Here is a 24,367-nt window from a genome sequence, read left to right on the forward strand (position 1 = left end):
GGCTCCCGGAACACCCGGGAGCCTGCCATGACGACTTCGCCCATTCTCTACGAGACGTTGCCGAGCGGCATTGCGCGCATCGTCCTCAACCGCCCCGAGACGCGCAATGCGCAGGACACGGCATTCCTCTATGCGCTGAACGACGCCTTCGACCGCGCCGCGCATGACGACACGGTGAAGGTGATCGTGCTGTCGGCCAGCGGGCCGCATTTTTCCTCCGGTCACGACCTGCGCGAGGCCGACGGCCACCGCAACATGGCGAAGCACGACACCGTCGGCACCTGGGGCGGTTTCGGCAAGCCCGGCGCCGAGGCCCAGTATGCGCGCGAGCAGGAGATCTACCTCGGCTTCTGCGAGCGCTGGCGCAACATTCCCAAGCCGACGCTGGCGCTCGTCCACGGCAAGGTGATGATCGGCGGCCTGATGCTGATGTGGCCGTGCGACCTCATCGTCTGCGCCGAGGACGCCGAGTTCCTCGATCATTCGGTGGCGATGGGTGTGGGCGGCGCGGAGTTCTTCGCCCATCCCTGGGAGATGGGCATCCGCAAGGCCAAGGAGTTCCTGTTCACCGCCGACTGGATCAAGGCGGCCGAGGCGCACCGGCTGGGCATGGTGAACCACGTCGTGCCGCGGGCCGAGCTCGAATCGTTCGGCATGGCAATGGCCGAGCGCGTCGCGCAGAAGCCGCTGTTCGCACTGAAACTCGTGAAGCAGGCGATCAACGCCGCCCAGGACGCGCAAGGCCGTGTCGGGGCGATGCAGACGTCGTTTGCGCTCCATCACCTCGCCCATGCCCACAATATGCTGGCGCACGGCAAGCTGGTTGACCCAACAGGGCTAATGCCAGCCATAAAGAAGCATGAGAAAGCGGCGGACTAGCGGACTTTTCGCAGCCAGGCCGCTCCTGTATGTTGCGCGCCATCATGAACGCCCAGAACATTGCCATCGTCGGCGCCACCGGCGCGGTCGGAGTTGAAATCCTCCGCGTCCTCGAGCGACGGAACTTCCCCGTCGCTTCCCTGAAGCTGCTCGCCTCGGCCCGCTCGGTCGGCAAGACCCTCGAGTTCAAAGGCAAGCCGCACAAGGTCGAGGAGCTGACCGCGTCCGCCTTCAAGGGCGTCGATATCGCCTTCTTCAGCGCCGGCGCCACGCGCAGCCGCGAATTCGTTCCCCACGCCAAGGCCGCGGGCGCGATCGTGGTCGACAATTCCTCGGCCTTCCGCATGGACCCCAACACGCCGCTGGTCGTGCCCGAGGTCAACCCGGGCGATCTCGCCCTGCACAAGGGCGTGATCGCCAACCCGAACTGCACGGCGGCGATTCTTGCCACGGCGGTGTGGCCGATCCACCAGGCCGCCGGCGTGAAGAAGATCGTCGTGTCGACCTACCAGTCGGCCTCCGGCGCAGGTGCTGCCGCCATGCAGGAACTCGAGGACCAGGTGCAGCAGCACGCCGGGGGCAAGGAAGTCACCAGGAGCGTCTTCCCGCACCAGATCGCCTTCAACGTTTTCTCGCACAACACCAAGGTGGCCGAGAACGGCTACAACGAGGAAGAGAACAAGGTCGTCGAAGAGACGCGCAAGATGTTCCATATGCCGGAGCTTGCGATCGTGCCGACCTGCATCCGCGTGCCCGTGCTGCGCGCCCATTCCGAGTCGATCGCGCTCGACCTCGAAAGGCCGCTGTCGCCGGCCGAGGCGCGCGCGATTCTCGGCAAGTCGCCCGGCATCAAGCTGGTCGACGACCCTGTCGCCAACCACTTCCCGATGCCGCTGGAAGCCAGCGGCGATCTCGACATCCATGTCGGCCGTATCCGCAGCGACCTCTCCAACCCGAATGGCCTGGTGCTGTTCGTGGCGGGCGATCAGCTCCTGAAGGGAGCGGCCTGGAACGCGGTGCAGATCGCCGAGGAACTCGCCAAGCTCCAGAGCCGCGCTCAGGCGGCGGAGTAGGGCGAGTCAGGATCATTCTCTTCCCCTACGCGGAGTCCGCGTAGTCGGTGCTAGGTCGCAGGCGACCTAGCACCTGAAGTGCCCTCGTCATACGAGGGCGATGGGGTTCATGACCCCCTCCGTCACCGTAAGACGGTGACACCTCCCCCGATGACGGGGGAGGAGAAGATCTCAGCTCTTCTTCACCATCACCTCGATCAGCGTCGGGCCGTCGGTCTTCGCCAGCGCCTTGTCGAGCGCCGAATCGAAGCCGGCTGCCGTGTCGACGCGCTCGGCGGCGAGGCCGAAGCCCTCGGCGATTTTGGCGATGTTCATCGGCGGGTCGTTGAAGTCCATGCCGATCGGCGTGTCGTTGCCGTGGAACAACTTCAACCGGTTCTTCAGGATCTGGTAGCCCTCGTTGTTGGTGATGACGAAGATCACCGGCAGCTTCTGGTTGGCCGCCGTCCACAGCGCCGTGATGGAATACATGGCGCTGCCGTCGCCGATCACCGCCACGACGCGGCGCTTCGGCTCGGCGATCTGCACGCCCACGGCCGCCGCGATGCCCCAGCCGATGCCGCCGCTCACGTTGCCGAAGAAGCTGTTGCGGTCGCGGAAGGCGAAGTAGTTCATCAGCGTCGCCGTGCTGGTGAGGCCTTCCTCGACCAGGATGGCATCCTTGGGCAGCTTGTCGGTCAGCCGCATCATCGCCCACTCCGCCTGCAGCGGCTTTTCGCTGGCGGGCTGTGTGAGCTTGGCCGCGCGCGCCTTGCGTTGGGCGTTCCAGTTGCGCGGGGCGATCTCGGCCAGCGACGCCCTGGCGCGCTCGGCGAGTGCCGCGCCGCCCAGCTTCTTCAGGAGCGGCACGAGCGCCTTCAGCGTCTCCTTCACGTCGGCGCGCAAGGCGATCTCGGCGGGGAAGTTCTTGCCCATCTCCCAGTCGCGCAGGCCCACCATCGCCACCGCCGTGGTCTCGGGCAGCGGCTCGGTCTCGCTCCACACCGACATCTTGAGCACATCGGCGCCGACGCAGAACATCAGGTCGTAGTCGCTGAGCACGCGGCGCACGTATTTCTGGTCGCGGTTGAGCGCGCCCAGGTAAGCCGGATGCTCGGACGGGAAATGCGCGCCCCAGGCCACGGTCTGCTGCAGCACCGGCGCGCCCAGCGCTTCGGCGAGCGCCGTCGCCTCGGCGAAGGCGTCCGATGTGGCGATCTCGTGGCCGGCCAGGATTACCGGCTTCTTCGCGGCAAGCAGGCGTCTGGCGAGCTGCTCGAGTGCTGCATCGGAGGGGCGGACGGCGGTGTCGACCCGGGTGACCTCTCCCATGTCGATGGCGGCTTCGTTGTTCAGGATGTCGCCGGGCAGGGAGATGAACACCGGACCGGTCGGCGCCGTGGTCGCGATCTTGGCGGCGCGTCGCAGGATGCGCGGCAGGTCTTCGATGCGGCTCACTTCCGTCGCCCATTTCACGACCGGCGTGGCGATCGGCACCAGCGGCGCGTAGAGGAGGGGCTCGGTCAGCCCATGGCCCTGTTCCTGCTGGCCGGCCGTCACGATCATCGGCGTGCCCGACATCATCGAGGTGTAGATCGAGCCGATGGCGTTGCCGAGGCCGGGCGCCACATGGACGTTGCACGACACCAGCTTGCCCGAGGCGCGGGCGTAGCCGTCGGCCATGGCGATGACCACGGCTTCCTGCAGGGCGAGCACATAGCCCATCTCCGGCGCTGAAGAGAGCGCGTGCATGATCGGCAGTTCGGTGGTGCCGGGATTGCCGAACATTTTTACGACGCCTTCGTCGGCGAGCACGCGGAGAAAGGCGTCACGGCCGGTGATGGTATTCGTAACGCGGGCGTCGGGCATTGTTTCCTCCCTGGAGGCGGCGAGGGTAGCGTGCGCGCGCGTCGCGTGGAATGATTGTGTCGGGGAGGCACGCGCGATGCGAAAGGACGATCTGGAGAGCAAGCTCGCGCATCTGGCGTGCTGGCGCGGCCCGGTGACCCTGGCGCCGCTCAAGGGCGGGCTCACCAACCTCTCCTATGTCGCCGACGATGGACGGGAGAAGTTCGTCGTGCGCTGCGGCGCCGACATTCCCGTCCATCACGTCTTCCGCGACCGCGAGCGCGCGGCCTCGGTCGCCGCCTTCGAGGCCGGTCTCTCGCCCGAGGTCGTTCACGCCGAGCCGGGCATCATGGTGCTGCGCTTCATCGATGGCCGCACGTTCGGCGAAGCCGACCTCGCCACGAACATCGGCCGCATCGTGCCGCTGCTGAAGACCTGTCACGCCGAGGTCGGCCGGCGCGTACGCGGACCGGTCAATGCCTTCTGGGTGTTCCACGTCATCCGCGACTATGTGCGGCTGATCGATGCCGATCCCCGGTACATGGCGCTGGCCGACCGGCTGGAGCGGGCGCAGGTGCCGATGCCGACGGTCTTCGGCCACCACGACCTGCTGCCGGGCAACTTCATGGATGACGGCAAGAAGTTGTGGCTGATCGACTGGGAGTATGGCGCTTTCGGCACCGCCATGTTCGATCTCGCCAACCTGTCGTCGAACGGCGCTTTCGGCGAGGCCGAGGACGCGTCGCTCCTCGATGCCTATTTCGAAGGCAAGGTATCGGGCGATCTGCGCCGCGCGTTCGAGGCCATGAAGGCGGCCAGTGCGCTCCGCGAGGCGTTGTGGGCGATGGTCTCGGACGTGCATCTGAAGACACCGGGCGTCGACTACACCGCGCACGCGCGTGAATACCTCCGCCGGTTCGAGCAACTCATGGCCCGGTCATAGCTGGGAGCGCGCCACTCCAGTGGCGCATCTTCGTGCGAACACGGTGGATGAGCGCAACTGGAGTTGCGCGCTCCCAGCAATGAAGTGCAGGCAAAATGCTGGCACCCCAGGCTGGAATCCTACTAAATAGGCCTATTTACGATTACCTATCCTTCTGATATTCCTGCCACAGAAAGCGAGGAATCACAGGAGGATCTCATGACTGCACAGGAAGCCCTCGAACGCTGGGAAATCTTCGGCGACGGGCCGCACCTTCCGCAGATCTACCGCGACATGGGCCTGACTCGGCTGCGCATCCTGGCCGCCGAGGAAGCAAAGCCCTCGCTCCCGAGCGCCATGGACCGCATGCCGATCCCGCGGCTCAATTATAATCCGCTCGATCGCGCGCTCGGCCGCGAGACGCCGCCGGCGCCCGCCGTGAAGGAGGAAGCTCCGCCACAGGCGCCGAAGTCCCTGCGCGACAGGGCGCTCACCAACCCCGCGCGGTTGCGCACGCCGGCCCGTAAGCGCGCCTCCTTTCGCTATCACCTTGCGATGTGCGGGTTCGTGGCCGAGGCGGCGGAGCGCGCCAAGGTCAACCGCAGCACGCTCTACCGCTGGCGCGACGAGCTGCCCCGGTTCGCCGAGTTGTGGGACAAGGCGATCGCCCAACGGACCCGCGCCGTCGACGACGACATCATCCTGCGGGCGGGCCACGTCGAGGTGCAGCCGATCCTCTACGCAGGCAAGAAGGTGGGCGAACGGCGCCGGATCGACTCACGGATGCTGATGCATGTGCAGAACCGGCTGGACGTCGACCGCCGTCGTGCCGAGGACCGGGCCGAACGCCGAGAACTGGCGGCGCTGCGCACCAAGCCGCTCGACGAGGCGGCGCTGGCCGAACGGCTGCTCGTCCTGATGGAACGGCGACGTGAAACACGCCATTCCGTGTCCCACGACACGACTCCGGACACGCCGGATTCGGCGAATGCAAACAAGGACTTGGACAAGGCGGCGTGAGGGGCAGGCGACGTGAACCCCTGTCCCACGGACTCCTCCCCCGTCTCGGGGGAGGTGCCCCGCAGGGGCGGAGGGGGTCATGAACCCCATCGCCCTCGTAAGACGAGGGCACTTCCCCTTTGCGGACTCCGCAAAGGGGAAGAGATGACCATGACTCTAATCCCTGAACGGGTCCGTCATCAGGATCGTGTCCTCGCGCTGCGGGCTGGTGCTGACCAGCGCCACCGGGCAGCCGACCAGTTCCTCGATGCGGCGCACATACTTGATGCAGGTCGCCGGCAGTTCGGCGAAGGAGCGGGCGCCTTGCGTGCTCTCGTGCCAGCCCTCGAACGTCTCGTAGACCGGCTTGAGCTTGGCCTGCGCGCCCATGGTGAACGGGAAGCGCCCGATCGTCTTGCCGTCGAGCTCGTAGCCGACGCAGACCTTGATCTCCGTCATGCCGTCCAGCACGTCGAGCTTGGTGAGCGCGATGCCGTCGATGCCGTTCAGCTTGACCGCCTGGCGCACCATCACCGCGTCGAACCAGCCGCAGCGCCGCGGCCGTCCGGTGTTGGTGCCGAATTCCTTGCCGCGATCGCCCAGTCCCTGGCCGATCTCGTCCTGAAGCTCGGTCGGGAAGGGGCCGTCGCCGACGCGCGTGGTGTAGGCCTTGGCGATGCCCAGCACATAGCCCACCGAGCCGTTGCCCATGCCGCTGCCGATCATGGCCTGCGCCGCCACCGTGTTGGACGAGGTGACGTAGGGATAGGTGCCGTGGTCGATGTCGAGCATCGTGGCCTGCGCGCCTTCGAACAGGATGCGCTTGCCGGCGGCGCGCAAGCCGTCGAGCCGCTCCCAGACATCTTCCGCGAAGGGCAGGATCTTGGGCGCGAGCTCAAGCAGCTCGGCCGTCAGCTTGGCGGCGTCGACCTGCGGCTGGCCCAGCCCCTTGCGCAGCGCATTGTGGTGCGCCAGCAGCGTGTTGACCTTGAGCGGCAGCATGTCGGGCTCGCCGAGATCGCCGACGCGGATGGCGCGGCGGCCGACCTTGTCCTCATAGGCGGGACCGATGCCGCGCCGCGTCGTGCCGACGCGGATGACGCCGGGCGCGTCCTCGCGCCAGCCATCGAGATCGCGATGCAGCGGCAGGATCAGCACGGCGTGATTGGCGATCTTCAGGCTCTCCGGCGTGACCGACAGGCCCTGGCCTGTGACCTTCTTCACTTCCTCGAGGAAGTGCCAGGGATCGATCACGACGCCGTTGCCGATGATCGAGAGCTTGCCCTCGCGCACCACGCCGGACGGCAGCAGTGCCAGCTTGTAGGTCTGGTTGCCGATGACCAGCGTATGGCCGGCATTGTGACCGCCCTGGAAGCGCACCACGACCTCGGCGCGCTCGCTCAGCCAGTCCACGATCTTGCCCTTGCCCTCGTCGCCCCACTGGGCGCCGATCACTGCCACGTTGGCCATTGCCCCATTCCTTCAGACACAAGCCCTTCACACACGAAAACGCCTCCCCGGGGCCGGTGCCGGAGAGGCGTGACGTCGGATAGCACTTCCGCCCGAGGCAGGCGAGGTGAAATCGATCCTCAACAGGCAGCCTCAGAGGGGGACGGCGTCTCCGTCGATCAGCGCGTGGCTGCAGTTCAGCCGCTTGGCTTCGGCACGCGGCTCGGACACTGCGACGACTGCGCGCACGATGGCGTAGCCTTTGGCCTGCCAAGGCGCGGCTTCACGCCACGCGACACCCAACGGCAGGTAGAGGCGCGGCCGTTGCGGCGCGGCATCCGAGGCCGCCAGCACGGCATCCATGTAGACGGTGAAGCCGGTCGCGGGCTCGCTGACGCCGTCCTCCGGATAGCCTGCCGAATAGCGTCCGCCGCGCGCCAGTTCCTGACGCCCCTTCAGCGCGAACACCGAGAACGACACGCCGGTCTGGTACTCGAGGCCGCGATATTCGACCGGGTCGATCGTGAGCGGCAGATCGGGATCGGCGGCGCGAACCAGTTTCACCACCTCGGCCAGGCGCGCCGCCTCGGCGGCGCCGGCGGCCGGCAGCTTGAGCCCGGCGAGCTGGGCGATGCCGCGATCGGCCGGGCCGGCGGCACGCAACAGGCCGACGAACAGCTCGGCACCCTTCTTTTCGCCGAGCGCCTTGGCAACGGCCGCTTCGTCCTTGCGATCGAGCGCCCGGCGCAGGCGACGCAGCGGCTCGGCCGGCAGTTTCAGCCCGGCGGCGACGGCAGCGACCAGCGTCGGCAGGTTGAGATCGACCGTGAGGTCGGCAACGCCGATGGCGCGCAGCGCATCGATGGCCAGCAGCACGGCCTCGGCGTCGGCCTCGGCCGAATCGACGCCGATCAACTCTGTGCCGACCTGGGCGAACTGGCGTTCGGGCTTGAGCGCGCTGCCGCGCACGCGGATGACGTTGCCGCCGTAGGACAGCCGCAGCGGCCGCGGTTCGTGCTTCAACCGGGTGACCGCGATGCGCGCCACCTGCACGGTCATGTCCGGGCGCACGCCCATCATACGCTGCGAGACCGGGTCCATGAGCCGGAAGGTTTGCGGGCCGAGTGCCGCGCCCGGGCCGCCCAGCAGCGATTCCTCGAACTCGACGAGGGGCGGCTTCACCCGTTCATAGCCGAACGCGGCAAAACGCTCGATGGCGAGGTCGATGGCCCGGGCCTCGCGCGCCGCGTCGGGCGGCAGCAGGTCGGCAAGTCCGGCCGGCAGAAGGCCACGGTGGTCGTTGTCATTGGCGGTCATGGTGCCGCTTGATAGCCCATTGCGCCCCAAATTGGGAGGACGACAAGGGGAGGGAGTGCTTGTATCCGGCCACCGATGGGCTATTGGTCGCGGCTATGAATGAGCTCTCCCGCCCGGCGCTTTCCGTGGTGGCTCCTTGCTACAACGAGCAGGACGTCCTGCCCGAGTTCCTGCGCCGGGTCGGCGCGGTGCTGGATTCCGCGGGCGGCGGCGCCGAGATCGTGTTGGTCGACGATGGCTCGCGCGACCGCACCTGGGAGGTCATGACAGCCGCGGCAGCCGCCGATTCCAGGATCGTGGCTGTCCGACTGATGCGCAACCACGGCCACCAGCTCGCGCTGACGGCCGGACTGTCCGTCTGCCGGGGCGAGCGCATCCTGATCATCGATGCCGACCTCCAGGATCCGCCCGAACTGCTGCCCGACATGATGGCCCTGATGGACGGCGTGGATGGCAAGGGAGGAGCCGACGTGGTCTATGGCCAGCGTCGGCAACGCGACGGCGAAAGCCTGTTCAAGCGCGCGAGCGCCGCTGCCTTCTATCGCCTGATCAACAAGCTCACCGACGTCGACATTCCCACCGATGCCGGCGACTTCCGCCTCGTCAGCCGCCGCGTTCTCGACCTGCTGCTCGCCATGCCCGAGCGCCATCGCTTCATCCGCGGGATGGTGGCCTGGATCGGCGGCCGGCAGGTGCCGCTGCTCTATGATCGCCACGCCCGCGCGGCGGGCGAGAGCAAGTATCCGCTCAGCAAGATGATCCGCTTCGCCGCCGACGCCATCACCGCCTTCTCGGTGGTGCCGCTGATGGCGTCGATGACGATCGGCTGGGTGATGGCGGCGGTCGGGTTCGCCTTTTTCGTCTATTCGATCATCGGCTGGCTGATGCATGCCAACCTGCCCGGCTGGACGTCGATCATGGCGGCTCTCGGCCTGCTGGGCGGCATGCAGTTCCTGATGCTGGGCATCATCGGCGCCTATCTCGGCCGACTCTACGACCAGAGCAAGGGGCGGCCGCTGTTCATGATCCGCGACATCGTTGGCGGGCCGAAATGAATCCGGGCGATCCGGTCACGGGGCCTGTCTCCTGGTCCGGCGAGCCGGCGGAATTCGACGACTACGCTGCCGAATACGAGGGCGGCCTCGACAATCCGGTCAAGCGGATGATGGGAAAGTCGGCCGACCAGTTCATCGCCGTCAAGACGCGCTGGCTGATGCGCCGCGAGCCGGCGCTCCGGACCGGCGGGCTCGCCGTGCTCGACTACGGCTGCGGCGTCGGCAGCCTGATGCGGGTGTTGGCGGAGACCGGCGCGCGCGCCGAGTTCACCGGCTGCGACATCTCCAGCGGGATGCTGCGCCAGGTCGAGAAGCGGTGGCCGGCCAGGCTCGGCAAAGCGCCCGCGCTGGCGCCGCAGCAGGGCGCGCGGACGCCGTTCGCCGACGGCCGGTTCGACATCATCACCATCAGCGCGGTGCTGCATCACGTTCCGGTGGCGGAGCGTCCGGCGGTCTATGCCGAGCTCGGTCGCGTGCTCAAGCCCGGCGGGCGGATCTATGTCTTCGAGCACAATCCGCGCAACCCGCTGGTGCGGTATGTCATTGCGCGCACGCCGATCGACAGGAATGCCATCCTGCTCGACTCGACCGAGGTGCGCCATGGATTGCTGAATGTCGCACGCTACGATCTCGACACCGACTACCTGATGTTCATGCCGCCGGGGCTGGCCGTGCTGCGTCCGGTCGACCGGGTACTGGCGTGGTTGCCGCTCGGCGCGCAATATGTCGTGGTGGCCCGCAAGCCTGCCTGACGGAGGAGCAGATGGACCGAGTGACGTTCGAAGCGGAATTGCAGCGCGACGGCTACGAAGTGCAGACCAACACGACGCCGGGCGTGAAGGTCAATCCGGAGCACAGCCACCCCTACGACGTGCGGGCGATGGTGCTGCAGGGCGCGCTGACGTTGTCGCGCGACGGCGGCGCCCGCACCTACAAGGCCGGCGAGGCGTTCGCCATGCCCAAGGGGTGCCTGCATTCCGAAAGCTATGGACCCGAAGGCGCGGTGACGCTGTTCGGCCGCAAGTCCTGACGATCCCAGCCAGACCGTCGGGAGTGTGATGAAGACTCCGGCGCTCGGCTGGCAGCTCCTGTTGGCATTCGCGCTGTCGCTGCTGGCCCTCGTCGGCCTGATCGGCTGGCTGCAGAACGTCCACATCCTGACCGCGAACGGCATGTACAAGGCTATCCAGACCGAGCCCTGGATCGCCAATCCCGTCACTGCGCGGCTCGACGACTCGAACTATCTCTACTTCCCGCTCTATGGCGCTCTGTGCCGGTTGCTGGATGTCCTCGGCATCCAGCGCGGCGTGCCATGGAAGCAGCTCGCCTATCTCAATGCCTTCTGGGCGAGCCTCTGCATCGTCTTCGTCTATGCCTTCGTCCATCGCGTGACGAAGAGCATCGCGGCTGCCGTTCTTGCCGCGATCTTCCATTTCGGTTGCGGCTTCTTCCTGCTTCTCGCGGTGATCAGCGAGGACATCATGCCGGGCTATGCCTTGGTCCTGGGCGCCATGACGCTGGCCGGCCTGTGGTTCGATCGGCCGACTTATATCCGCGTGGTGATCGTCGGCGCGGTCTTCACCCTGGGCTGGCTGCTCGAGTGGCGGCTGATCTTTCCGACCCTGCCGGCGCTGCTGCTGGCGCTGGCCTTGTCGGGGGTCTCGATCCCGCGGCGGCTCAGGCGCATCGTCGCGATGATCGGCGCGATCCTGGCCACGGCAGGCATCGTCCAGCTCCTGTGGGACGGCCACAACGGCGCGGTCGGACTCCACGACATGCTGTGGACGGGCAAGGGCGTGGCCAGCGGCTGGGCCGGCTTTTCCTGGGACAAGGCCTGGATGATGCTGTCGGGCATCGGGAACTATTTCCTGATCATGGGTGGGTTCACCGACCCCATCACAGCCCGGCGCCTGGTGTTTCCGCTGTCGGTATCCGTGCTCTTGCAGGCCGCGATCTTCGTTGCCGCCGTGGTGGCCCTGTGGCCGCAACGGGCCGACCGGCGGCTGCGCGCCATCGCCATCGTCTTTCTTGGCACCCTGGGCGCGGGCGAGGTGTTCAATCTCTACGCCCAGCCGCAGGATCCGCAGATGCAGATCAACGTCATGCCGTGGCTGACGGTGGCGTGGGGCCTGTTGGCGGCGCATCTTCTCGCGACCAGCCGCCGGCGGCATACGCTGCTCTTCCTCGCCATCCTGTCGCTGGCGCCGCTGGTCTGGAACGGTGCCCAACTCGCACGTTGGCGCGGTGGCGATCCGGCGTCGTTGACCGCGCTCGCGGCGATCGAGAAACGCTTCCCGCCCGACTCGACGGTCTTTCTCTACTGGGGCTTCGAGCCGATCACGGTCTGGCAGTACGCGCTGTGGAGCCGGACGTGGGACTGGGACGGCGCCTTCACGCCGGCGCCCGCGCCATCGGCCCAGCCGAAATTCAAATGGATCGCCATCGCCGCCGGCGCCATCCGTCATCCCGACTGGACGGCGGAGCAGCATGCGCAGTCGATCAAGGGCGACATCGACCAGGCGCTCGACCATGGTTACCAGGTGGCGGTTTCCGACGTCTGGAACTGGAGCGTCGACGAACTGGCGGGCCAACTCGGCAGCCTGGCGGCCGCCAACAGGGCTGCAGCCATTGCCAGGATGCTGCACGACAACTTCGAGGCCCGGCCGGTCTTCAGCAATCCCACCGTCGGCACCTACTACGAATTGCGACGGCGCTGACGCTCACTCCTTCTTCCGGCAGCGCTCCGGAAGCGGCGGCACGGTCGTCGACGATCGCAGCGCGGCCAGCGCCGGCGTCAGCAGGGCGTTCGCCATGACCTGCTGGCCGGCATAGTTGGGATGCACGGAATCGGCGAAGAGCTGCAGCTTCTCGCCCTTGTCGAAGATACGGGTCAAATCGATGTACTTGCCGCGATGCGGGCTGGCCGCGACCTTCTCGAGCAGCAGGGCGTAGATCTCCGTCATCCGCTTTTGCGACAGGATGTCGTCGCTCCCGGTGCCGAGGCGTCCGGCCGTGACCGCGCGCGCGGGCTGGACGGCCACGAGACAGGGCTGGCCGCGCGCCTCGCAGGCGCCCAGCACCTCGTTCATGTTCTCCGTATAGATGTCGGTGATCGCGTCGGCCTGCTTCCTGAAGACGGCATCGTCGTTGTTGAGTTGCCGCCGGAACTCGCTGACATGGCCGTTGAATTCGTTCTGGAGGATGGTGTGTGCGATCGCACTGTGGCGGGCGAGCCACCAGATGAAGCCGTCGTTGAAGAGCTGGCTGTAGCGCAGTCCGAGCTGGAACGGATCGCCGGGGCGCACGGCAGAATTCGCCGGAATGGTGACGTCGTTGTAGCCGTTGACGAACAGCACCAGGCTGGCGCGCCGCGGCGCCACCGCAAGATGGTAGGCGAGCTTCTCCTGCACCGAGACGAAGCCGCCCATGGCGCCGTTGAAGACGTAGACGTCCTGGCGCCGCAACCTGTCGCGCAGCAGGCCTTCCAGCCTGGCATGCCAGGTATCGGGTGTTTCATCGGCCGAGAAGCCCTGGGCGACGGAGCCGCCCAGGACATGGACCAGCGTGGCGCCGGGTTCTGCACAGGTGATGCGGTCGATTTCGGCGGCGTTGTAGCGCGAGTGTCTGTGGGCGAAGAGAAAGTCGGTCAGCGTCGTCGAAGAGCGGGGCGGCGTCGTCGCGGCATCGTAGTACAGGCCGAATCGCGCCTCGTGGTAGCCGAGCGCCACGGGCCCGCCAGGCACATAAGGTAGTCGCTCGTTCGGCATCAGGTAATGGTAGTCGCCCGAGACGAACACGGGCTGGTAGGGGCGCCGGTATTGCAGGGTCTCGAGGTCGAAAAAGGTGCGGGCGACGATTTCCGCGGCAACCGCTGACACGGCGAGAATGCCCAGCGTTGCGCCGATCGCCCGGGCCCAGTTGCGGGCCGGCTTGCCCTGTCCAGTCATGAGTCTTTTTCACACGTTTTACCGGCCTGCGACAATCGCCCCGGATTGACCGCAGCAGCGACCGCCCTTATACGGGCCGCGGGCCACGCTCCCCCACCGGAGTGCAGCTCTTCTGTAAGGGAGAGGTAAATGATGAAGCCGAATATGCGTCCGGCGTGTCCCGACTTTTCGTCCGGACCCTGCGCCAAGCGTCCCGGATGGACGCCCGAAGTCCTCAAAGATGCCGCCACGGGGCGGTCCCATCGTTCCAAGCTCGGCAAGAAGAAGATTGTCGAGGCCGTCGATCGCACGCGCGCGATCCTGGGCATTCCCGCCGACTACCGCATCGCCATCGTGCCCGCCTCGGATACCGGCGCCGTCGAGATGGCGCTGTGGTCGCTGCTCGGCGCCCGGCCCGTCGACATGTTGACCTGGGAAAGTTTTGGCGAGGGCTGGGTCACCGACGTGGCCAAGCAGCTCAAGCTCAAGGACGCCCGCGTGCTCAAGGCGCCCTACGGGCAGATCGCCGACCTGAAACAGGTCGATTGGAAACACGACGTCGTCTTCACCTGGAACGGCACGACCTCGGGCGTGAAAGTGCCGAACGGCGACTGGATCGCCGCGGACCGCGAGGGGCTCGCGATCTGCGACGCGACCTCCGCCGTCTTCGCCATGGATCTGCCGTGGCAGAAACTCGATGTGGTTACCTGGTCGTGGCAGAAGGTGATGGGCGGGGAGGGCGCACACGGCATGCTGGTGTTGAGCCCGCGCGCCATCCAGCGGCTCGAAAGCTACACGCCAGCCTGGCCGATGCCCAAGATCTTCCGCCTCACGTCGGGCGGGAAATTCTCCGAGGCGATCTTCAAGGGCGACACGATCAACACGCCGTCGCTGCTCTGCGTAGAAGATGCGATCGACGGCTTGCGCTGGGGCGAGAGCGTCGGTGGGCTGAAGGGCCTGACGGCCCGCTCCGAGGCCAATCTCGGCGTGCTCGAGAAGTTCGTCGCGGCGCGGCCGTGGGCGGCCTTCCTGGCGGCCGACAGGGCGATCCGTTCGAACACCTCGGTCTGCCTCGTCATCACGGCACCCTGGTTCACCGCACTCGCAGCCGACAGCCAAGCGGCGGCGGCCAAGAAGATGGCCGATCTCCTGGAAACCGAGAAGGCCGGCTACGATGTCGGCTCGTATCGCGACGCTCCGCCGGGCCTGCGCATCTGGTGCGGCGCCACGGTGGAGGCGAGCGACCTCGAGGCGCTGCTGCCCTGGCTCGACTGGGCCTATGGCGAGATCGAGCGCGAATTCGGCAAAGCAGCGGCCTGAGGAGCAGAAACATGGCGAAGCCCAAGGTCCTCATCTCCGATGAGCTTTCCCCGCGCGCTGTCGAGATCTTCTCGGAGCGCGGTTGCGACGTTGATTTCAAGCCGGGTCTCAAGCCCGCCGAGCTGCGTGCCATCATCGGCAACTACGAAGGCCTCGCGATCCGGTCGGCGACCAAGGTCACGGCCGAGGTTCTGGCCGAGGCCAAGAAGCTCAAGGTCGTGGGCCGCGCCGGCATCGGCGTCGACAACGTCGACATCAAGGCCGCGACCGCGCACGGGGTGGTGGTCATGAACACCCCGTTCGGCAATGCCATCACCACCGCCGAACATGCCATCGCGCTGATGTTCGCCGTCGCCCGCCAGGTGCCGGACGCCAACACCAGCACCCAGGCCGGCAAGTGGGAGAAGAACCGCTTCATGGGCGTCGAGCTCAGCTTCAAGACGCTGGGCCTGATCGGTTGCGGCAACATCGGCTCGATCGTGGCCGAGCGGGCGCTCGGCCTGAAGATGCGCGTGCTGGCCTACGATCCGTTCCTGAGCGACCAGCGCGCCGCCGAGTTGGGCGTCGAGAAGGGCACGCTGGACCAGGTGCTGGCGCGTGCCGATTTCATCACCGTGCACACGCCGCTCACCGAGCAGACCAAGAACATCCTGAGCCGCGCCAACCTGATGAAGACCCGCAAGGGCGTGCGCGTCATCAACTGCGCCCGCGGCGGGCTGGTCGACGAACTGGCGGTGCGTGACCTGCTGGTCTCCGGCCATATTGCCGGAGCGGGCTTCGACGTCTTCACCGTGGAGCCCGCCAAGGAAAGCGTGCTGTTCGGCGCGCCCAACCTCGTCTGCACGCCGCATCTCGGCGCGTCGACGCTCGAGGCGCAGGAAAACGTGGCGCTGCAGGTGGCCGAGCAGATGGCCGACTACCTGCTGACCGGGGCGGTGACGAACTCGCTCAACATGCCCAACGTTTCGGCCGAGGACGCGCCGCGGCTGGCGCCCTACCTCGACCTTGCGCAGAAGCTCGGCTCCTTCGCCGGCCAGCTCACCGATACCGACATCAAGGCGGTGTCGATCGAGTACGAGGGCGACGTGGCGGGGCTCAACGTCAAGCCGCTGACGCAGGTGGCGCTGATGGGCGTGCTGCGGCCGCAGCTCGATTCGGTGAACATGGTCAATGCTCCGGTCGTTGCCCGCGAGCGCGGCATCGAGGTCGCCGAGGTCAAGCACGAGCGCACCAGCGACTACCATTCGATGATCCGCCTCTCGGTGACGACCGAGAAGTACATCCGCTCCGTGACCGGCACGCTGTTCGGCGGCAAGCACCCGCGCATCGTCGAGATCAAGGGTATCGAGATCGACGCCGCCTTCGCGCCGCACATGCTCTACATCACCAACGACGACAAGCCGGGCTTCATCGGCCGCCTCGGCACGCTCCTGGGCGAGAGCAAGGTCAACATCGCGACCTTCCATCTCGGCCGCGACAAGCCCGGCGGCTCGGCCATCGCCCTGGTCCAGGTCGACCAACCGATCTCGTCGGCCCTGATTGGCCAAATCGCCGCCGTCGAGGGTGTCGTGCAGGCCAAGGTGTTGGGGTTCTAGCGGCTCATTCACCACGTCATGCGCAGGCCGGCGGAGAAGGCGTGGTTGTCGGTGCCGGTGCCGACCTCGCCGTCGTAGCGAAAATAGATCGAAGTGTTCTCCGCAATCGCGGTGCCGGCGGCGAATCCGAGGGCAGCGGAGTCGCGCTGAGGGGCCGCGCCGAACACGGTGAAATTGCTGCCCGGTGCGCCGGCGAACGAGGCGGTGACAGGCCGCGAGGTGTCGGCATATTCGTGGGCCCAGCCGAGGCGAACCTGCAAGGCGAGCCTGTCGCGCCAGCCGGCGTCGAGGGCCCCCGCGAGTTCCATGCCGATCGTGCTGCGCACCGAGTTGGTCGTCTGCTGCGCGACGTTGAGGCTGAGCGAGCCCGCGCCCGTCTCGTTGAAAGCGGCCTGGTTGTTGTTCACGCCTTGCAGGCGGGCGAACGGTGTCAGCGAAGCGGCGGCCTGTTCGTAGATGCCGATCCTGTAGCCGGCCTCGACCTGGCCGACGAGCTGGCTGGCGCCAGCATGGCCCGTCGCCGTGCGGGGCTGCAGGCCCGGGATGGCGATCATGCGGGTCATCTGGTTGTCGTTGTAGCCGTAGCCCGCCTGGGCATCGAGGTAGAACGCCGCCTGGGTGAAGGAAGCGTAGAGGCTGGCCTGGTAGCTGTCGCTGGTGCCGCGGCCGCTGAAGCCGCTCAGCCACTGATTGCCGCTCGAGAAGCCGATGCCGAGGCCGACGAGGAACTGCGGAGCGAGGCGATAGTCGGCGCCGGTGGCCATGCCGCCACCGTTGTAGGTAAGTGTCGAGGCGTTGCCGTTGCCGGCGACGCTGCCGGTGCCGCCCAGCGCGCTGCCCCATAGGCTCCACGGGCTCGGGCTTTCATCACCATCGGGGCCATCGCAGGCGACGTCGCAGACCTGGGCCAGGGCGACGCGAGTGCCGCTTCCCGCCCCACCGCGCGACTGCCTCATCTGCTGGCCGATGGTGTTCATGAACAAGAAGCTGCTGCCGACATTGGCGGTGCTGAAGCCCGAATAGTTCTGGCCGCTGAGGGCATCCATGGCGGCCTGGCCCTGGGGCAGGCTGAGCGTCGCCATGGTGCCGATCACCGTGGCGAAGTCGCCGCCCGAGCCCGCGACGCTGCGGTCGAGCACGCCGCCCACGGCCCGCTGGTTGGCGCTCTGCGCGCCGGCGGCGAAGCCGCCGGGCTTCAGCGTCAGGTAGACGTTATTGGAGTCGTAGCCGAGCGAAGCCTGGAGGAAGGGATAGTTGCTGGTGACGCCGGCATAGGTGCCGGTGACGCCACCAGTGGCATTGAGGATGGTGTAGGTCGTGCTGGGCGCATAGACGCCGGGGTCGGCCAACGCCTGGACCGTGCCGCCGTTGATGGTGGCCGTGCCCGGCGCACCGGTGACGTTGGTGCGATCGGCCTGGCCCGCGGCATTGGCCTCGACCTGGTAGGTGCTGCCGGCATTCTGGGTGAAGGAGCCGACGATGTTCAGCGTGCCGATCGAATTGCCGGGCGCCATGACGCCGCCGTTGGACACCGTGCCGGTGATGGTGCCGACGCCACCGAGGTTGCCGCCTGCGCCCACCGTGACGTTGCTGGTGATGCTGCCGTTGATGGCGAGCCGGCCGCCCGAGACCGTGGTCGGGCCGGTGTAGGTGTTGGCGCCGGTCAGGTTCAGCAGGCCGGCACCGCTCTTGGTGATGCCGCCGGTGCCGGTGATGGTCGTGCTGAGCGTTGTGTTGGTGGCATCGTCGGCGATCAGATTGCTGCCGCCCAGCGAGATCGTGCCGCCGCTGCCCGCCAGCGAGCCCACCGTCAGGTTGAAGCCATTAAGGTCGAAGATTCCGCCGTTCACCGTGAGCGCACCCATCGTCGGCAGCGCCGTGGAGCTGCCCAGGCGGAAGGTGCCGGCCGATACGGTCGTGCCGCCCGTGTAGCTGTTGCTGCCCGACACCGTGAGCACGCCGGCGCCGATCTTGGTGAGGCCGCCGCTGCCCGACATGTTGCCGGCGTAGGTGCCGGCGCTGGCCTGGTCGAACACCACCGAGGCGTTGTTGACGATGGCGCCCTGCAGGCTGGTGGTGTGGCCCTGCAGGACGCCGCCCGACACCGTCGTGCCGCCGGTGTAGCTGTTTGTTCCGGTCAGGATCACCGTGCCCGCCCCCAGCTTGGCGAGGCCGCCACTGCCCGACATGTTGCCGGCATAGGTGCCGTTGCTGGACTGGTTGAAGGCGACCGAAGCATTGTTGACGATGGCGCCTTGCAGGCTGGTGGTGTTGCCCTGCAGTGCGCCGGCCGAGACGGTCGTGCCGCCAGAGTAGGTATTGGCACCCAGCAGGGTGAGCGTGCCGGTACCCTGCTTCACGAATGCGCCGCTGCCAGTGATGGCCGCCGAAAGCGAGGTGCTGCTGGCGCTGTTCGCGGTCAGCGTGCCGGTGCCCAGCGCCAGCGTGCCGCCGGTGCCGGAGAGAGCGCCGACCGTCTGGGTATGGCCATCGAGGTCGAAGATGCCGCCGTTGATCGTGAGCGCGCCGGTCGACAGCAACGACCCGCCGGCGCCCAGTCGCAGCGTGCCGCCGTTCACGACGGTGCCACCGCTATAGGTGTTCGCGGCGCCCAGTTCGAGCTTGCCCGAGGTGAGCGTGAGCGAGTTGGGTCCGGTGATGACGGCGTTGATCCTTGCCGTTCCCGTTCCGCCTACGGCAAAGCTCGTCGCGCCGAACAGGTAGGTCGGCAGGGTCGACAGGAAATTGTCGGACAAGGTCACCGGCCCCGTCAGCGCGACACCGGATGTCGAACTGCCGCTGACGCCACCGCCTGTGGCGACATTGCCGGTCCAGGCATAGCCCACGTAACCGTTGTCGTAGTCGTAGAGATAGTCGAATCCGGCGAAGAACTCGCGGCCGGTGTTGAGGTAGATGTTCGGGCTGCCGACGTTGACCGCGGTCACGTTGCAGGGAACGACCGTTGGCGCCACCGGCGTCGGGCAGCTGGTGTTCGAGTGCCCCTGGGCCTTGAATCCGTAGGACGCGCCCTGGCCCGGGAACGTGACCAGGATGTCGGTGCCGTTCGGCGCGAAGAAGCCGCTGCGCAGGCCCGTGCCGGGCGGCGGCGTCAGGAACGCGTAGTTGATGCCGGCGTCCTGCAGGACGGTGCCGCTGCCGCTGATGCCGTTCACCGAGACGGTCATGCCGGTGGCGTTCCAGTCGATGGAATTCTGGACCAGCTTCACCATGGCGAAGCCCGAGTTCGCGCTGGCCGGGACGCCGAGCGTGACCCCGGTGTTGCTGATGATGTAGCCCTTGGTGGATACGCCGTCGACGTTGAGGAACGGATTGGCGGAGACGGGAATGGGGGTGGCGGGGTCCGCGCCGTTGCCGCGATTGTAGCCGACGCCCATGTAGAGCGCGTCGGCCTGTTGCTCTGTGTAGAGCACCCTGACGGTCGCGGTTGCGACGGGAAGGGTGCCAACACCCGGATTCGGGTTATAGATCTGCACTGTCGTGTCGTAGTACGTCCCGGTGTAACCGACGCCGCTGCTGCTGTAGGACTGGCTGCCGGGGCCGACCTTGACGTTGCCCGGGGCATTCGGATTGAAATAATCCCGCCCGACGACGATGCCGGTCGAGCCGGTGTCCATCGTGGCTGCGACGGGTGTGCTTACCCTGCCGCCGGGCAGCAGGATGTTGATCGTGCCTGGATTGTTGGGCCCCATCGGCCCGTTGGCGTATTGCACCGAGATGCCGGTACCGCTGTACTGGTTCCACGACTGCGCTCGAGCCTGCTCCGAAGCCGCCGCGGCGGTGGCGAGCCACAGGCCTATGCCGGTGATATACGGCCTGCAGACAGTCATTCGTTGCTTTCCACGCCCTCTGCCTTGTCGCGAAATGAATATGCGCCTCGGTTGCGTTTTCGCCAGCGATGAACTACCCGGAATGAGCCAGTCGGTTCTTCAAAATGGGCGGCTCAGGGTTCGTCCTGCTTCGGGTCGGCATGAGAAAAGTTTCCTCGCGCCGGGCGAGATGACGGCGCTATCGTCGCCGCGATGAAACAGAGGTGTGCCGATGGCCCGTGTCAGTGAAATCGAGGAGGACGGCGGCGATCCGACCTTGAAGGCGATCTTCGACCGCCAGCGCGAGATGTTCGGCGGCCTGCTCAATCCCACCAAGGTCCTGGCACACTGTCCGCCGATCCTGCGCGCCGCCGGCCTGCTCGGCCAGTCGATCGAGCAGTCTGGCCTGCTGCCCAAGGGCCTGCCGGCGCTGCTCTACGTGCGGGTCGCCACCATCAACGGCTGTCCGTTTTGAATGGACATAAATTCCAGCCGTGTGCTGGAAACCACTGAAGGCGGGATGGAGAAGCTCGCGGAAGTCACGGACTGGCGCGACAGCAAGCTGTTCAGCGAGGCCGAGCGGCTGGCGCTCGAATATGCCGAGCGCATCACCTACACCGACCGACAAGTCGACGATGCGCTCGTCGACAAGTTGAAGAAACACTACAGCGATGGCCAGATCGTCGAACTCACGGCGGCGATCGCCATGGAGAACTTCCGCTCGAAGTTCAATCCGCCGCTGGGCATCGAGGCTCAGGGCTTCTGCATGGTTCCGAAACGGTAGCTGACGGCGAGAGCCTTCACTCCATCTGGACGTTCAGTGCCTTCAGCTTCTTGCCCCAGAAGGTGTGCTCGTCGACCACGAACTTGGTGAAATCGGCACGGCTGCGGTTGGGCGGCAGTTCGAGGCCGTCCTTGGCCAGCGCCCCGGTGTATTTCGGGTCCTTCATCGCCGCGACCGTCTCCTTGTGGATGCGGTCGAGGATGGCGTCGGGCGTCTTGGGTGGCGCGAACAGGCCGTGCCAGCCGGTGACGGCCACATCGACGCCCTGTTCCTTGAGCGTCGGCACGTCGGGCAGGGAGCTCACCCGCTTGTCGCCGGTCACGGCAAGGGCCTTGAGCTTGCCGGCCTTGATCTGGCCGACCGCAGGCGGCAGCGAAGAGAAGTTCATGGTGATGATGCCGCTGATGACATCGAGCAGCGCCGGCCCCGTGCCTTTATAGGGCGCATGCGTGAGATCGATGCCGGCTGCCTCGGCGAACAGCGCGCCGGCCAGGTGGTTGTTGCCGCCGACACCCGACGAGGAATAGGTGAGCTTGCCTGGCTCCTTCTTGGCGAGCGCGATCAACTCCTTGACGTTGTTGGCCGGCACGCTCGGGTTGACCGCCAGCACGTACTGGTAGTCGGTGGTCTGGATGATCGGCACCAGGCCCTTCAGCGTGTCGATCGAGCTCTTGAGCACATGCGGGTTGGTCACGACGTTGGTGCCGACGGCGTAGAAGATCGTGTAGCCGTCCGGCTTGGCTTGCGACACGAAGCGCGCGCCGATCGCGCCGGCCGCACCCCCCTTGTTCTCGACGATCACCTGCTGGCCGAGAAGCGGCGTCAGCAGATGGGCGAGTTCGCGGGCCACGATGTCGGCGCCGCCGCCGGCGGCATAGCCGACGACGAAGCTGACCGGCTGTGTCGGCCAGGCGGCCTGGGCCTGCAGGGACGAGGGCAGGACGAGCGCGGTCGAGCCGAGTGCGAGCGCATGGCGGCGAGTAATTGTATTCATATCTTTCCTCCCAAACCTGTCATCCCGAGCGCAGCGAGGGATCTTTCTTGTGGCCTCAAAGATCCCTCGGGCGGCGCCCTAGGGATGACACTTCGTGTCAGTTCTTGCCCGAAACGTAGCGCCCGGCGCCGTCGCCCGCCAGCTTGCCGAGCACCGCGCCGGAGACCAGCCCGGTGCCGCCGGGGTAGTTGTGATAGAACAACCCGCCGACCAGCTCGCCGGCCGCGAACAGGCCGGGAATCGTGTGGCCGTCGGTGCTCTCGACCTCTCCCTCGGTGGAGATCTTGAGGCCGCCGAAGGTGAAGGTGAGGCCGCAGGTCACGGCATAGGCCTCGAACGGGGCCTGGTCGATCGTGTTGGCCCAGTTGCTCTTCGGCACGGCGAGACCCCGCGTGCTGCGGCCGTCCTTGACCGCCGGGTTGAACGGCACCTCGGTCATGACGGCGGCGTTCCATTCCTTGATGGTCTTGAGAAACGCCTGCGCATCGACGCCCTCGAGCTTGCCTGCCAGCTCCTCGATCGTGTCGGCGCGCACCTTGGTCATGCGCTTGATGCGGTACTCATCGCGCAGCTTGTCGAGCACTTTCGAATCGAAGATCTGCCACGCAAACTGCTGCGGCTGCGACAGGATCACGGCGCCGTACTTGGCATAGGTATAGTTGCGGAAGTCCGCACCCTCGTCGACGAAGCGCTGGCCGTTGGCGTTCACCATGATGCCGAGCGGGTAGGAGTGCTTCTGGAAATTGTCGCCGACTTCCAGGTCGCCGAACTCCGGCGCGTTCATGTCCCAGCCCACGGCATGACCGCCCGACCAGTTGCCGTGCGGCTTGGCGCCGATCGCCAGCGCCATGTTGATGCCGGCGCCGGTGTTGAAGCGCGTGCCGCGCACCTTGGCGAGATCCCAGGTCGGTCCCAGGTAGCGCGTGCGCATCTCGGCGTTGCTCTCGAAGCCGCCGCAGGCCAGCACGACAGCCTTGGCGCCGATCCTGACCTTGCGGCCTTTATGTCTGGCGATGACGCCGCGCACGACGCCGTCCTCCTCGATCAGCGACACCGCCGCCGTCTCGTAGTGGATCGGGATGCCGGCCTTCACCGCCGCCTTGTGCTCGAGATCGACCAGGCCCGGCCCGCCGCCCCAGGCTTCTACCGCGAGGCCGCCCCAGAACTTGTACTTGCCGTTCACCTTGAAGGCCTGGCGGCCGTAGCTCGGCTGGAAGCGCACGCCCTTGGAGCGCATCCACTTCAGCGTCTCGAAGCTCCTGCCGATCAGGATGTCGGTGAGCTCGGGGTCGCAGCGGTAGTTGGTGACGCGGCCCATGTCGTCGAGGAACTCGTCGGCCGAGTAGCTGCCGAAATCGACGTCGCGCTTCTCGTCTTCGGTCAGGTCGTAGAGCTGGACCAGATCGTCGACGCCATGGAACACCACGCGCATGGCGCCCGCGGTATAGGTGCTGTTGCCGCCGCGCTCTTCCTCGGGCGCCGCCTCCAGCATGGCGACCGTGGCGCCCTTTTCGCGGGCCGCCAGGGCCGCGCAGGCCGCGGCATTTCCTGCACCCACCACCAATACATCGACCTGAAAATCGTCCACGTGGCGCTCCTCGATTCTGGCCCCAACTTTGCGTTAGAATAGCGCAATGGGTGATCGTTTCGACCGTCTAGGGGTCCGGCATGCCAATGTCGAGGCCCTGCTGCGCAGGCCGGGCATCGGGCACAACAACGGCCCGACATTCGACATGTCCTGGGAGGCCTGGGTGTGGCGTCGTGCCAGCGCCAAGGCCTGGAAGGCGCCCAAGCCCGAAGTGGCGATGCTGCGGCTGAAACGGGCCGAGCGGCTGGGCATCACTTATAAGGAACTGACCTCGGCGCTGATGGATTCTGGCGCCCATCTCGGGGCCGCCGTGCTGCCGCTGTCGCTGGCTGCCCGCGTGCGCCGCGGACCGAACCGCGAAATCGTCGTGGAGCCACGCAACAGCATCGCCGACCTCGTCGCGAAATTCCGCGGCCGCCTCTTTATCCTGGGCGACCTCGATGCCGTGCCGGCGATGAGCGAGGCCGAGCGCGCCGAGTTCCTGTTGCTGCTGAACCACGCCTTCGACGGCAAGGTCGAGGCGGTCGGCTGGGGCCATGACGGCCCCGCCATCCGAAGCATGCTGAAGGCCAATGCGCTGCCGCACCAGGAAGCGTTCCTGGTGGGCTCTGGCATCGGCCATCGCGTGCTGGGCGAGTCGGCCGGCCTGCCGCTCACCAAGGACATCGATAGCTGGCTAGCCTCTGGGAAATCCTCATCCTGAGGAGGCCGCGTAGCGGCCGTCTCGAAGGATGGGCCCCAACGACGATATAGGTTGCCGACCCTTCGAGACGCGTCCCTGCGGGACGCTCCTCAGGGTGAGGTTATGCTGT

20 protein-coding genes are annotated in these 24,367 nt (G+C 66.8%); 13 read left to right on the top strand and 7 right to left on the bottom strand.

Features of this window, described 5'->3' with window-relative positions:
* Positions 1 to 27 precede the first annotated feature (27 nt).
* Positions 28 to 879, top strand: coding sequence for an enoyl-CoA hydratase (locus EPO55_RS15020; RefSeq protein ID WP_296337755.1), 852 nt, complete (start codon positions 28 to 30; stop codon positions 877 to 879).
* 29 nt (positions 880 to 908) lie between these two features.
* Positions 909 to 1,952 (top strand): aspartate-semialdehyde dehydrogenase, encoded by a 1,044-nt coding sequence (locus tag EPO55_RS15025; protein WP_296337756.1) that lies wholly within the window; start codon positions 909 to 911, stop codon positions 1,950 to 1,952.
* Between the two features lie 171 nt (positions 1,953 to 2,123).
* Here the strand turns inward: EPO55_RS15025 and EPO55_RS15030 are convergent, their stop codons facing one another.
* Positions 2,124 to 3,800: a thiamine pyrophosphate-binding protein gene (locus tag EPO55_RS15030; RefSeq protein ID WP_296337757.1), complete on the bottom strand. Its 1,677-nt coding sequence runs from the start codon at positions 3,798 to 3,800 to the stop codon at positions 2,124 to 2,126.
* A 76-nt stretch (positions 3,801 to 3,876) separates the two neighbouring features.
* On the opposite strand from EPO55_RS15030, the gene EPO55_RS15035 reads away from it, so the two are divergent.
* Complete coding sequence (locus EPO55_RS15035; protein WP_296337758.1) at positions 3,877 to 4,722, top strand: choline kinase family protein; 846 nt, start codon at positions 3,877 to 3,879, stop codon at positions 4,720 to 4,722.
* 198 nt (positions 4,723 to 4,920) lie between these two features.
* On the top strand, positions 4,921 to 5,721 hold the full coding sequence (locus tag EPO55_RS15040) for a hypothetical protein (RefSeq protein ID WP_296337759.1): 801 nt from the start codon (positions 4,921 to 4,923) through the stop codon (positions 5,719 to 5,721).
* Between the two features lie 156 nt (positions 5,722 to 5,877).
* Here EPO55_RS15040 and EPO55_RS15045 read toward each other — a convergent pair whose 3' ends face one another.
* Together EPO55_RS15045 and EPO55_RS15050 are read right to left on the bottom strand one after the other, a co-directional pair.
* On the bottom strand, positions 5,878 to 7,170 hold the full coding sequence (locus EPO55_RS15045; RefSeq protein WP_296337760.1) for an adenylosuccinate synthase: 1,293 nt from the start codon (positions 7,168 to 7,170) through the stop codon (positions 5,878 to 5,880).
* 132 nt (positions 7,171 to 7,302) lie between these two features.
* Entirely contained in the window at positions 7,303 to 8,466 is a 1,164-nt protein-coding gene (locus EPO55_RS15050) for an ATP phosphoribosyltransferase regulatory subunit (protein WP_296337761.1), read from the bottom strand.
* Positions 8,467 to 8,561: 95 nt separating this feature from the next.
* Between EPO55_RS15050 and EPO55_RS15055 the strand changes: the two genes are divergently transcribed.
* Genes EPO55_RS15055 through EPO55_RS15070 form a run of 4 tightly spaced genes read left to right on the top strand, consistent with a single transcriptional unit; the run spans position 8,562 to position 12,238 of the window.
* Positions 8,562 to 9,521, top strand: coding sequence for a glycosyltransferase family 2 protein (locus EPO55_RS15055; RefSeq protein ID WP_296337762.1), 960 nt, complete (start codon positions 8,562 to 8,564; stop codon positions 9,519 to 9,521).
* Positions 9,518 to 10,273: a class I SAM-dependent methyltransferase gene (locus tag EPO55_RS15060; RefSeq protein ID WP_296337763.1), complete on the top strand. Its 756-nt coding sequence runs from the start codon at positions 9,518 to 9,520 to the stop codon at positions 10,271 to 10,273. The genes EPO55_RS15055 and EPO55_RS15060 overlap by 4 nt, the downstream gene beginning before the upstream one ends.
* 11 nt (positions 10,274 to 10,284) lie before the next feature.
* Complete coding sequence (locus tag EPO55_RS15065; protein WP_296337764.1) at positions 10,285 to 10,551, top strand: cupin domain-containing protein; 267 nt, start codon at positions 10,285 to 10,287, stop codon at positions 10,549 to 10,551.
* Positions 10,552 to 10,579: 28 nt separating this feature from the next.
* Positions 10,580 to 12,238 (top strand): hypothetical protein, encoded by a 1,659-nt coding sequence (locus tag EPO55_RS15070; protein ID WP_296337765.1) that lies wholly within the window; start codon positions 10,580 to 10,582, stop codon positions 12,236 to 12,238.
* A gap of 3 nt (positions 12,239 to 12,241) precedes the next feature.
* On the opposite strand, the gene EPO55_RS15075 is transcribed toward EPO55_RS15070, so the two are convergent.
* Positions 12,242 to 13,468: an SGNH/GDSL hydrolase family protein gene (locus EPO55_RS15075; RefSeq protein ID WP_296337767.1), complete on the bottom strand. Its 1,227-nt coding sequence runs from the start codon at positions 13,466 to 13,468 to the stop codon at positions 12,242 to 12,244.
* Positions 13,469 to 13,597: 129 nt separating this feature from the next.
* Here EPO55_RS15075 and EPO55_RS15080 point away from each other — a divergent pair, with 129 nt between their 5' ends.
* Complete coding sequence (locus EPO55_RS15080; protein ID WP_296337768.1) at positions 13,598 to 14,767, top strand: phosphoserine transaminase; 1,170 nt, start codon at positions 13,598 to 13,600, stop codon at positions 14,765 to 14,767.
* 11 nt (positions 14,768 to 14,778) lie between these two features.
* On the top strand, positions 14,779 to 16,362 hold the full coding sequence (gene serA / locus EPO55_RS15085; protein ID WP_296337769.1) for a phosphoglycerate dehydrogenase: 1,584 nt from the start codon (positions 14,779 to 14,781) through the stop codon (positions 16,360 to 16,362).
* 8 nt (positions 16,363 to 16,370) lie between these two features.
* Here the strand turns inward: serA and EPO55_RS15090 are convergent, their stop codons facing one another.
* On the bottom strand, positions 16,371 to 20,210 hold the full coding sequence (locus EPO55_RS15090; protein ID WP_296337771.1) for an autotransporter domain-containing protein: 3,840 nt from the start codon (positions 20,208 to 20,210) through the stop codon (positions 16,371 to 16,373).
* Between the two features lie 211 nt (positions 20,211 to 20,421).
* Here EPO55_RS15090 and EPO55_RS15095 point away from each other — a divergent pair, with 211 nt between their 5' ends.
* Both EPO55_RS15095 and EPO55_RS15100 read left to right on the top strand, forming a co-directional pair.
* The gene (locus tag EPO55_RS15095; RefSeq protein WP_296337772.1) at positions 20,422 to 20,664 is read left to right on the top strand and encodes a hypothetical protein; all 243 of its coding nucleotides are present in this window, start codon (positions 20,422 to 20,424) and stop codon (positions 20,662 to 20,664) included.
* A gap of 45 nt (positions 20,665 to 20,709) precedes the next feature.
* Positions 20,710 to 20,973, top strand: a complete 264-nt coding sequence (locus EPO55_RS15100) for a hypothetical protein (protein WP_296337773.1) — start codon at positions 20,710 to 20,712, stop codon at positions 20,971 to 20,973.
* Positions 20,974 to 20,989: 16 nt separating this feature from the next.
* Here EPO55_RS15100 and EPO55_RS15105 read toward each other — a convergent pair whose 3' ends face one another.
* Positions 20,990 to 21,967, bottom strand: a complete 978-nt coding sequence (locus EPO55_RS15105) for a tripartite tricarboxylate transporter substrate binding protein (RefSeq protein WP_296337775.1) — start codon at positions 21,965 to 21,967, stop codon at positions 20,990 to 20,992.
* A gap of 97 nt (positions 21,968 to 22,064) precedes the next feature.
* Complete coding sequence (tcuA, locus tag EPO55_RS15110) at positions 22,065 to 23,555, bottom strand: FAD-dependent tricarballylate dehydrogenase TcuA (RefSeq protein WP_296337776.1); 1,491 nt, start codon at positions 23,553 to 23,555, stop codon at positions 22,065 to 22,067.
* A gap of 46 nt (positions 23,556 to 23,601) precedes the next feature.
* Here tcuA and EPO55_RS15115 point away from each other — a divergent pair, with 46 nt between their 5' ends.
* Entirely contained in the window at positions 23,602 to 24,258 is a 657-nt protein-coding gene (locus tag EPO55_RS15115) for a hypothetical protein (RefSeq protein WP_296337777.1), read from the top strand.
* Positions 24,259 to 24,367 lie beyond the last annotated feature (109 nt).

Source organism: Reyranella sp., assembly GCF_004296935.1.
Lineage (GTDB): Bacteria > Pseudomonadota > Alphaproteobacteria > Reyranellales > Reyranellaceae > Reyranella.